The following is a 9,845-nucleotide window of genomic DNA, read 5'->3' as shown; positions in this document are numbered from 1 at the left end:
GAATAATCAATGTTTGCGTTTTTTTGTGTAGTTAAAACCCTGTGATTTATAGAGATATTAATTAACTCAGGTATGAAAATGATATAGCTATGAATAAAGAAATATGCAAATTAAGCGGCAATTAACATTAGGGGTTTATTATTCACCCTCGTTAATTAAAGCCGAGAATTAACAATTGCTTGTTCATGCAAAGCCCCGTGGCGTCTGGTGTGATGCGTGTAGGCCTTGTCCATCGCGGGCTGGGAGGGTAAAGAAAAGAGTTTTGGTTTATTTATGAAATAAAAATACGGAGGGTGGATTGGTTTAACACTGCTTAAGTTTAAGTTAAGTAACGGTGAATTGATTCATCTATGATATATTATGTTTGCAACCAATATTAGAAAAGATTCTGGCATTCGCTCCATGCTCTGCTAGCGGAAATAAAAGGCCTGGTTATCTTGCCTGCCAGGATAAAAATAACGATTTTCTTTCAGTGGCACGATGCGAAATAAGTATGATTTTAAAGGTTGAATCAAGAATATATTTTCTGACACCAGACATAAAAAAAGCCGCATGCGCGGCTTTTTTTTAAAGAATAAGCAGGCTTATTCCGTCACTTTTTTCTCAAGCTCAGAGGCGCCGGATTTGGTTTTATTCCAGCCTTTCTCTGCGCCTTCTTTTGTGGCGTCCCACCCTTTCTCAGTGCCTTCTTTGGTACTGTGCCAGGCTTTTTGCGAGTTCTCGCTGACCTTGCTGCCTACGCTGTCGCTTTTCCCTTCCGCAGCGTGCTCCTGTTTAAGCTTCAGCTCTTTGCCCTTATTCTGCTCTTCATGCAGCTTTTGCTTCGCGTCATTCGCATTTGCCTTCGCGGCGGCAACGGTATCGTCAGTAGCGTGTGTGGTCGCGGCAAGTACCGGAGAAGCCATCAGAATGGCAGACAGTGCAATAATTGTTTTTTTCATATTATCCTCATCTAACGTTTAGGTTGTGAGCGTGATTAAGGATGACACGAGCGAAGCGGTACGGCTTTAGGAAAAAACTGTATTTGGATCAAAGGCTTTGTTAGGACTGTTCTGATGCGTTGCATTAAGCCTGCTGTGCAGGCAGGCTCAAGTGCCGAAATAACCACTCGCGAAGATTACTGTTCGTCACGCTCTCTGGCCGCCCGCAAACGCTCATAGTGCTCATCTTCAGCCGTGATAATTTCGTCCATCAGGGAGTCCATATCGACAGTGTGTGCGGCTTCGACAAATTTACCGGTGAGCGGGGTTTCTGGCGTTAACTTGCCTTCTTCATACAGCAACCAGATCTCTTTTGCATAGCGGGTCTGCAAAAGCTGCGGCGCGAACTGCCCGTAGTAGGCCGTAATATTGTTCACATCACGCTCAAACATGGATTCCGCATGATTATTCGCTGCGGCATCAACCGCCTGCGGTAAATCAATAATCACCGGGCCCTGAGCATCCAGCAGGACGTTAAACTCCGACAGGTCACCGTGTACAATCCCGGCACATAGCATGCGCACGATATTGCGGATCATGGTTTCGAAATCCGCCAGTGCGTTCTCTTCGGACAAGGTTACGTCACTCAGGCGCGGTGCGACGGCTCCGTCCGCGTCGGTGACCAGTTCCATCAGCAGCACGCCGTCAATGCAAAGATAAGGTTGCGGAACGCGGACGCCGGCGCCGGCCAGACGGAACAAAGCATCCACTTCAGCCGTATGCCAGGACTCTTCCTGCTGCTTACGGCCAAATCTGGACCCTTTCTGCATCGCACGGTTATGACGGGAGTTACGAACCTTACGCCCTTCCTGATACTGAACGGCTTGCTTAAAGCTGCGCTGAGACGCTTCTTTATAGACTTTCGCGCACTGGATCTTGTCACCACACAAGACAGTGTAAACGTCAGCTTCTTTGCCGCTCTTCAGTCGCTGAAGGACAGTGTCGATCAGGCCATCATCAACCAGCGGTTGGATTCGGTTTGGGATTTTCATGCGACTTTATACCTTATTTTTTGCGCTTTTCGTATCCCTAAACGCATAACGATTATCTCTGAAGAGGGGCTTTTTCGCCGGGCGGCTCAGGCGCTAATTTTGCTGGCGAGGGCTGATTTACTGATGCTTTTCAAAATATAGCCTTTAAGCCAGTCTGTAGATTTCTTTTTACCACTGCGTTTATGCGAATAGATTTTGACCGTAAACGGCGGGGCGCTGAAGGGCAGTTTGAAGGTCTTCACCTCTTTGACCTCATTAAGGTGGTCAGCAACATACGACGGAATCGCCATCAGTAACTCACTTTCGGCAACGACGTAAGGCGAGCTGAGCATTGACGGTGTTTTCAGCGCGATCCGTCTTTCAAGGCCCAGGCGTTCAAGATGGGTATCCAGTAATCCCTTTTTTTCATTCCAGGGGGTGACCACCAGATGGCCAGCTGAAAGGTACTCCTCCAGCGAGAGTGTTTTACGGCGGCTATTGCTTATCACCACGAACTCGTCCTGGAACAGGTCGATTTCATCCAGGTCTGGATGTTTAGCCTCGTCAGGCTCGCTGAAACTTAAGGCTAAGTCGACTTCACCGGCCAGCAGTTCATTCAGTGCCGGATTATGGGGTAAATGGCAAAGCTCAAAATTTATCTCCGGCGCAGCGATATGGATCGCTTTCATGAGTCCGGGAAACACGCAGAAAGCGGTGTAATCCGTGACGGCAATACGAAAGCACTCCTGACTTGTCAGGGGATCAAAGGGTTTCACCGGGCTCAGATGTAGGTTAAGAGCATGCAGCGCCTCTGAAATATAAGGCGCCAGTTGAAAAGCATACACGCTGGGGCACATCTTATGTCCTTCGCGGTAAAACAGGGGGTCCTTCAGAAACTCCCGTAGTCGCGTGAGCGCATGGCTGAGTGCGGAAGTGCTCATCGACAGCTCATCGGCCGCCAGTTTGACAGAACGATGGCGGAAAACGGCATCAAATATTGGCAGCAGATTGAGATCCAGACGTCTGAGAACATGATGCACAGAATTCACCTGTAATTGATTTTATTGCACTTAATGCACTCAACAATACCGTTTATTCTTACGACAAACAAACGCCAGCGCGGAACAGATGTATATGAGTGTCACGATCAGACAGGCATGCCCGCAGGATGCCGATGCCATCTATAACATGATCAACGGACTGTCGGTTTACAGAGAAGCGCCACACGACGCGATTCCGGATGTGGAAGACATTCGCTCTTCTCTGTTCTCCCCCGAGACAACCGCAGAAGCTTATATCTGCGAAATCGATGGCAATATGGCTGGGTACTCTGTGATATCCATGAGCTACTCGACATGGTTAGGCCGCGCCAGTCTGAATATGGAAGACCTCTATTTCATGCCTGACTTTCGGGGGCTGGGGGCTGGTAAAATTATGCTTCACTATATTGCGCAACTCGCAGTAAGCCGCAATTGCAACCGGATTGAATGGAACGTCCTGGAGTGGGATAAATCTGCCAAAGATTTTTATTCAAGTATCAATGCGCTTCCCCTGAATGAGTGGGTTCGCTATCGCCTTGACGGGCCGGCGCTGCAAAAGTTTGCGACACACGACATACGCTAACGCGACGCTCAGAAAATAACGTTACTCATCCTGCGTTAAATGCGCCAATTTGTATAAGTCGGTGCACAGGCTTCGCGTATTTTAGGGTTCAGTTTACGCATTACGGAACCCGGAACATGAAAGATATCTCCGTCCTTCTGACCACAGGCTCGGCCCGTACGATTGGCGAAGCCATTGCGTCCGGAGCACTGTCGGCGCTTACCGCGACTGACTGGTATTTAGATCGCATCCAGCAGGATAAAGAGGGGGCGAAGGGTCTTAACTGCGTCAGAAGCGTTTCCCTGCACGCGCGTGAAGAAGCAAAAAAAGCCGATGCCGAACTCGCCGCAGGTCGTTCACGCGGCCCCCTTCATGGTGTTCCCTATCTGGTCAAAGATAATGTCTTTACCACAGACGGCAGCTTTGCCTCTGCTGGCGCAAGCGCGTTGGCTGAGTTTCTTCCTCCCTATGAAGCAACACTGGTTTCGCGCCTGCGCGACGCTGGCGCAATCTTACTGGGCAAAACGAACCTGACGGAATTCGCTGATTTTGTGTCGGACACCATGCCTTCTGAGTTCAGCGGCGCGGGGGGCGTGGTGCGAAACCCGTTAGGGCAAGAATATGGGCGGGGGCAGGGGTCCAGCATTGGTTCCGCTGCCGCCGTTGCCGCGGGTTTTTGTGCTTTCGCGATAGGGTCTGAAACGCAAAATTCAATTCAGGCCCCCGCCGTTTACACCTCTGTTGTCGGCTTTAAGCCTACTGTGGGTCAGGTGAGTCGCTATGGGCTCATTCCGCTTGTTCCAGGCCAGGATTCTCCCGGCCCGATAACGCGTACGGTTGATGATGCTCTGCTTATCTTCCAGGCCATAGCCGGGCCGGATATGAATGACACCGCGACGCTGGCTCATTTTCCTGCTGAAACGGGCAGTAAAAAAGCGCTGCAAGGATTGCGCATTGGCATTCCCCGCCGCTTTATGGCCGACAATCTGATCAACGACGATCATAAGGCGAAATTCAACGATCTGCTGGCTTTGCTGTCCCGGGCAGGGGCAATCATTGTCGATCGCTGTGAGATGCCAGCCGCTGAGGAACTGCACGCCGTGCGCTCATGCGTATTCCGCGCCGAATTCCATGAAAGTCTTAATACCTTCCTCGGCAGGCTCAAACCGTGCGGTATGGCCTCCATGCGCGACATTATTGCGTGGAATCATTCACACCCGGAGGCGATCCCCTATGGTCAGTCTCTGCTCGAGGCGGCTGCGCGCGCACCCGGGATTCGCTCCCCGCAGTATCTTAACGATCGCCGACAGGATGTGGCGTTGAGCCTGCACCGGGGTGTTCTTGCCGCGCTGGCAGCAGGTAATGCGGATATTTTAATGTCTCCTATGACCGTGGCGGCCAAATGCACCGGCAAAGCGGGAGTGCCGGTCGTTGCCATTCCCGCCGGTGCAGATGCTGACGGGCTGCCCTTTGGGGTGACGGTATATGGCGCGCCGGGAGACGATTACGCGGTTATATATGCAGCAAAAGCAATTGAGAAAGAGATCGGCAAACGCCTGCTACCGACCTTTACGGCGTGGGGCGACTGACAGAGCGGAAAATCAGCCTTGTATTTACTCTGTACGTAAAAGAAAAAGGGCTGCCAACAGGCAGCCCTTCTTATTGATTATGTTCAATGGCTTAGTGCGTTAAACGTGCCGTCATGTGGACCTGGTTACCGTTGTACGCTTCTGTAATGGTGTAGTCTGCACCAGACATTTTTGCCTGGCTCGCAATCTGGGCTTCCGCTGCGTCAAGAGTGGAGGCTGTGGCCGTTACAATCTGCGCGTAGCTGGTGGAAGAGAACAGGGCGAAAAGTGCAACTGCAACAAAAGTTTTGATGGTTTTCATGGTCAATTCCTCAGAGTGTATTCAATGTTATTTCAGATTCTGTCTCGATGGAATGAATGATACGGCGCTTTAAGAATGGAGAAAATCCCATCTCATTGCTCAAGCAAATCAAATAATTTGAAGGATATTTCCCGGGCATGATGAGACAAGCAGTTGCAGGTTTTCTTCTGCTGTACAGAAGAATTCGCGGTGTGGCGGATTGACCAGGGCGTAAATCGAGAAGTACCCGTACATGCGGCGAATAAGAGGAATAATGGCTCTGTATTTATGGCAAAAAAAGACCGGCGATGAAGCCGGTCAAGTTTGTTTCTCAGAATAAAAATGTGCCGTTGAGAGATGGCGGCGAAATGCCGCAGCTCAGACAGAAACGTTAACCAGGCTCATTCTGGCGCGACAAGATAACGGGCTATTGGCATTTGTTCAGCCTGATGAAAGGCTTGCACGCGCGTCTGGATCTTTCTGTCATTCATGGTGTAGCGCTCCAGCTGACGCAAATGCTCCATCCATGAACCCACGACGAAAGTCTCAACAAAAATACCCGGTTGGAGGATATCTTCATACACCGCCCAGCTGCTGCCTCCGCCCCGGCGGCGGACGCGTCGCATATCCTGCATACAGATCATAAAAGCCCGGGCATCCGACTGCTGAATACGATACTCATAACTGACGCGAACCGGACCACGATCATGATGAATATCCAGCGCCGGTATCGGCTCAGTGACGTCACTGAGATCCAGATTGAGATCCGGATCCTGGTCAAGACGCCAGCGCAGTACGGTGACACTGCCGAGCACCATGCCAAGCGTGGCGACACAGAGAGACACCGCGATGCCGAAATGAGAGGCCAGCTGTCCCCAAATCGCACTGCCAACGGTCATTGAGCCAAAGAACACCGTCAGATAGACCGCCAGAGCACGCGCTTTGACCCATCTGGCCGCACTGCGTTGCGCGCCAAGATTGAGCGTAGACAGCACCGCAATCCAGGCAAAGCCGGTGAAAAACTCAAATGCGTTGAGCAGCCAGAAGTGTCGAACAAAGGCCAGTGCCAGCAGGGTGAGCGCAAACATCAGGCTGGCCAGCACCATCAACCGATCGGCATTTAAGCGCTTACGCAGACGCGGTAGCAATACCGCGCCGCAGATTGCGCCCATGCCAATGCAGGCCAGCATGATGCCATAACCGCCGGGTCCTAAACCGAGCTCACGCCGCGCGACAAGCGGCAACAAGGCCCAGCCGGCGCTACCAAAGACAAAGAACGCGACGGTGCGAACTAATACGTTACGCAGCACCGGTGCGGCGTGAACGTAGCGCAGACCGGCACGAACGGCCGCAAAGAAGTGCTCCGGCGGCAGGCGCTGTAAAGTGGGGGCCTCTTTCCAGCGATACAGTACCCAGACCACGCCCAGAACCGACAGCGCATTCAGCATAAACACCATCCAGGGGCCTGCAAACGACAGGATCAAACCGCCCAGCGCCGGGCCAATAGCCCGACTGATGTTGATGCCTAACGAGTTCAGCGCAATAGCCGGACCCAGCTCTTCTTTGCTTACCAGGTCGGGAACAATCGCCTGGAAAGGCGGCGAACTCATCGCGGCTCCCGCGCTCATCAGGAAGGCTGCAATAAGAAGCACGGCTGGCGTGAGATGCCCCGTAAAGGAGAGCAGCGTTAACCCGGAAGCGGCGATAAATACCCAGAGCTGCGAAAAGAGCAGGTATTTACGCCGGTCAATGATATCAGCCAGTACGCCGGAGGGCAGGGCAAACAGGAACATCGGTAGGCTGCTTGCAGCCTGAACCAGCGCAACGTTCAGCGGATCGGCGCTGAGCGTTAGCATGGTCCAGTTGACCCCCACGTCGTTCATCCAGGTGCCGATATTCGACACTACCGTTGCGATCCAGAGCATGCGGAACACGGGTTGACTCAGCGGCTGCCACGGCGATGTCGCGGTTGGCGCTGACAGGGCGGCCGCCTCTTTCTCCGTCACAGTATGTGCGTCGTTAATCTGCCCCATGAGGTTCCTCTTTACTGTTACGGAGGTGGATGCGCCACTCGCCCGGACCGGTAAGCGCCAGTGTGGTAAAGATTATCAGCAGCAGCCAGCCAAATTGGCCTTCTGCAATACTCCAGTCAGGATGGACAAACACCATGGCAACGAGCAGCACGCCAACGATGGGCAGACAGGCAAGGCGCGTGAAGATGCCCGCCAGGATGAAAATCGGGCAGATGACTTCGGCGAATATAGCCGGAAGGAGGCTCATCCAGGGTCCAAGGCCGAAGGGATCTTCGATACGCGTCAGTTCTTCGCTGAAATGAAACACCTTAGGGAGGCCGTGTACGTGTAGCAGTAACAGGCAGCCCGTCAGGCGCAGGAAGAACAGCCCCGCATTAATGCGAGGCGGCTGAGAGAATAAAGGCTTCATGATTATCAAAACGCGAAGCAGCTGCAGCCGAGTGCGCCCCAGAAGGCGTTCTCCTCGGATACGGGGAGATTGGCGCCGCGCGCAATGTCATGCGAATGGCTGTGTACGCCGCAAGGGCCGCTACACTGATGTGGCATCTGCTTCATGCCTGTGCGGGTCGCTGCGCTGGGCGGTGCGCTACGGTAGTGTCCAGGAACCTTGACCACCGGTGACCATTCAGGCAGAACGGGAATGGAAGGGGGCGCTTCGCTGCTGAACGATCCGGCGGCATAAACAATTTTCCCGTCCACGACGGTCAACACTGACTCAATGCCTTTGATTTCCTCTTCCGGAACGCGGAAATAATCCTTACTCAGCACGGCCATATCCGCGAGCTGGCCCACTTTGATCTGGCCTTTTTTACCTTGCTCGCTTGAGAACCAGGCACTTCCTTGCGTCCAAAGCATCAGTGCAGTTTCACGGTCCAGACGTGCGTTGACGTCATACATCTGCATACCGCCAACGGTACGGCCGGAGACCAGCCAGTAGAGTGCTGTCCAGGGGTTATAGCTGGCCACGCGGGTTGCATCGGTGCCCAGACCGACCGGGACGCCCGTTTCCAGCATGCGAGCAACGGGTGGGGTATGACGAGTGGCTTCAATACCGTAACGCTCGGCAAAGTATTCGCCCTGGAAGGCCATACGGTGCTGCACCGCAATACCGCCGCCCAGTTCCTTAATACGGTCGATGTTACGCTGGGTAATGGTTTCTGCGTGATCGAAGAACCAGTGCAGGCCGTTAAACGGTATATCGCGGTTGACCTTCTCGAAGACGTCCAGCATACGGCTGATCGACTCGTCATAAGTGGCGTGCAGGCGGAACGGCCAGCGCCATTCAACGAGATGACGAACGACACGCTCGAGTTCATCCTCCATACCTGGCGCCAGATCCGGACGTGGCTCAAGGAAGTCTTCAAAATCGGCTGCGGAGAAGACCAGCATTTCGCCCGCGCCGTTGTGACGGAAGTAATCGCTGCCCTGGCCCGGAACAAGCATATCGGTCCATTTCTCAAAATCTTCCAGCTCATGGCCCGGGCGCTGGGTGAAGAGGTTGTAGGCAATACGAACCGTCATCTGCTCCTTCTGATGCAGCTCCGCGATGACCTCATAATCTTCCGGGTAGTTCTGGAAACCGCCGCCTGCATCAATGGCGCTGGTCAGGCCCAGGCGATTGAGTTCACGCATGAACTGACGCGTGGAGTTAACCTGCTGCTCAAGCGGTAATGTCGGGCCTTTCGCCAGCGTGGCGTACAGAATCATGGCATTCGGACGAGCAATCAGCATACCGGTTGGGTTGCCGTTAGCATCACGCTGAATCTCGCCGCCCGGTGGGTTAGGGGTATCTTTGGTGTAGCCGACCACCTTCAGCGCCGCACGGTTGAGCAGGGCGCGGTCATACAGGTGAAGAACAAAGACTGGCGTATCCGGTGCCGCTTCGTTGATCTCATCCAGCGTAGGCATACGGCGTTCGGCAAACTGGAACTCGGTCCAGCCGCCAACCACGCGTACCCACTGTGGGTTTGGCGTGCGAAGCGCCTGTTCTTTTAGCATACGCAGCGCATCGGCAACGGAGGGGACGCCTTCCCAGCGTAATTCCAGGTTGTAGTTCAGACCGCCGCGGATTAAATGCAGGTGAGAATCGTTGAGGCCGGGCACCGCTGTATGACCTTTCAGGTCAATCACTTTCGTTCCTTCGCAGTGATGTTCCATCACTTCTGCCTGCGTGCCGACTTCAAGGAATTTACCGTCGCGAATGGCGACGGCGGCGGCTACAGGGTTTTCGCGATCGACGGTATGAAATTGCCCATTAATAAGAATGATATCGGCTTTACCGAGGGTAACCATAAAAGCTCCTGAAATGAGTTGTCCGAAGCGGGAACAGGAACCGCGGACTGAGAAATGACTGCCGTACTGACAGGATATTGGGATGACGGGATTATGAT

Annotated in this window: 9 protein-coding genes; 2 read left to right on the top strand and 7 right to left on the bottom strand. The window is 53.2% G+C overall.

What is annotated here, in order from left to right; translation table 11 throughout:
- Nucleotides 1–584 precede the first annotated feature (584 nt).
- From LZP96_RS18645 to LZP96_RS18635, 3 genes are all read right to left on the bottom strand, one after another.
- Entirely contained in the window at nt 585–941 is a 357-nt protein-coding gene (locus LZP96_RS18645; protein WP_064327085.1) for a KPN_00521 family repetitive protein, read from the bottom strand.
- Between the two features lie 176 nt (nt 942–1,117).
- A complete protein-coding gene (locus tag LZP96_RS18640; protein WP_064327084.1) occupies nt 1,118–1,972 on the bottom strand; it encodes a PA4780 family RIO1-like protein kinase in 855 nt (284 codons plus the stop codon).
- An 86-nt stretch (nt 1,973–2,058) separates the two neighbouring features.
- Nucleotides 2,059–2,991, bottom strand: coding sequence for a LysR family transcriptional regulator (locus LZP96_RS18635; RefSeq protein ID WP_082904944.1), 933 nt, complete (start codon nt 2,989–2,991; stop codon nt 2,059–2,061).
- A gap of 94 nt (nt 2,992–3,085) precedes the next feature.
- Here LZP96_RS18635 and LZP96_RS18630 point away from each other — a divergent pair, with 94 nt between their 5' ends.
- Nucleotides 3,086–3,574 (top strand): GNAT family N-acetyltransferase, encoded by a 489-nt coding sequence (locus LZP96_RS18630; RefSeq protein WP_064328175.1) that lies wholly within the window; start codon nt 3,086–3,088, stop codon nt 3,572–3,574.
- A 116-nt stretch (nt 3,575–3,690) separates the two neighbouring features.
- Nucleotides 3,691–5,142: an amidase family protein gene (locus LZP96_RS18625; RefSeq protein WP_064327082.1), complete on the top strand. Its 1,452-nt coding sequence runs from the start codon at nt 3,691–3,693 to the stop codon at nt 5,140–5,142.
- Nucleotides 5,143–5,233: 91 nt separating this feature from the next.
- Here the strand turns inward: LZP96_RS18625 and LZP96_RS18620 are convergent, their stop codons facing one another.
- From LZP96_RS18620 to LZP96_RS18605, 4 genes are all read right to left on the bottom strand, one after another.
- Complete coding sequence (locus tag LZP96_RS18620) at nt 5,234–5,443, bottom strand: DUF1471 domain-containing protein (RefSeq protein WP_064327081.1); 210 nt, start codon at nt 5,441–5,443, stop codon at nt 5,234–5,236.
- Between the two features lie 380 nt (nt 5,444–5,823).
- The gene (locus LZP96_RS18615) at nt 5,824–7,455 is read right to left on the bottom strand and encodes an MFS transporter (protein WP_064327080.1); all 1,632 of its coding nucleotides are present in this window, start codon (nt 7,453–7,455) and stop codon (nt 5,824–5,826) included.
- On the bottom strand, nt 7,442–7,864 hold the full coding sequence (locus LZP96_RS18610; protein ID WP_064327079.1) for a DoxX family protein: 423 nt from the start codon (nt 7,862–7,864) through the stop codon (nt 7,442–7,444). The genes LZP96_RS18615 and LZP96_RS18610 overlap by 14 nt, the downstream gene beginning before the upstream one ends.
- 5 nt (nt 7,865–7,869) lie before the next feature.
- Nucleotides 7,870–9,747, bottom strand: coding sequence for an amidohydrolase (locus LZP96_RS18605; protein WP_064327078.1), 1,878 nt, complete (start codon nt 9,745–9,747; stop codon nt 7,870–7,872).
- Between the last annotated feature and the right edge of the window lie 98 nt (nt 9,748–9,845).

The organism is Huaxiibacter chinensis, from assembly GCF_022171985.1.
Lineage (GTDB): Bacteria > Pseudomonadota > Gammaproteobacteria > Enterobacterales > Enterobacteriaceae > Enterobacter > Enterobacter chinensis_A.
The sequence above is the reverse complement of the archived record's forward strand: the minus strand, read 5'-3'. Positions and strand labels throughout refer to the sequence as shown.

Coding starts and splice junctions, on each gene's coding strand:
- LZP96_RS18645 (WP_064327085.1), bottom strand. CDS start 941: ATGAAAAAAACAATTATTGCACTGTCTGCCATTCTGATGGCTTCTCCG.
- LZP96_RS18640 (WP_064327084.1), bottom strand. CDS start 1,972: ATGAAAATCCCAAACCGAATCCAACCGCTGGTTGATGATGGCCTGATC.
- LZP96_RS18630 (WP_064328175.1), top strand. CDS start 3,086: ATGAGTGTCACGATCAGACAGGCATGCCCGCAGGATGCCGATGCCATC.
- LZP96_RS18625 (WP_064327082.1), top strand. CDS start 3,691: ATGAAAGATATCTCCGTCCTTCTGACCACAGGCTCGGCCCGTACGATT.
- LZP96_RS18620 (WP_064327081.1), bottom strand. CDS start 5,443: ATGAAAACCATCAAAACTTTTGTTGCAGTTGCACTTTTCGCCCTGTTC.
- LZP96_RS18615 (WP_064327080.1), bottom strand. CDS start 7,455: ATGGGGCAGATTAACGACGCACATACTGTGACGGAGAAAGAGGCGGCC.
- LZP96_RS18610 (WP_064327079.1), bottom strand. CDS start 7,864: ATGAAGCCTTTATTCTCTCAGCCGCCTCGCATTAATGCGGGGCTGTTC.
- LZP96_RS18605 (WP_064327078.1), bottom strand. CDS start 9,747: ATGGTTACCCTCGGTAAAGCCGATATCATTCTTATTAATGGGCAATTT.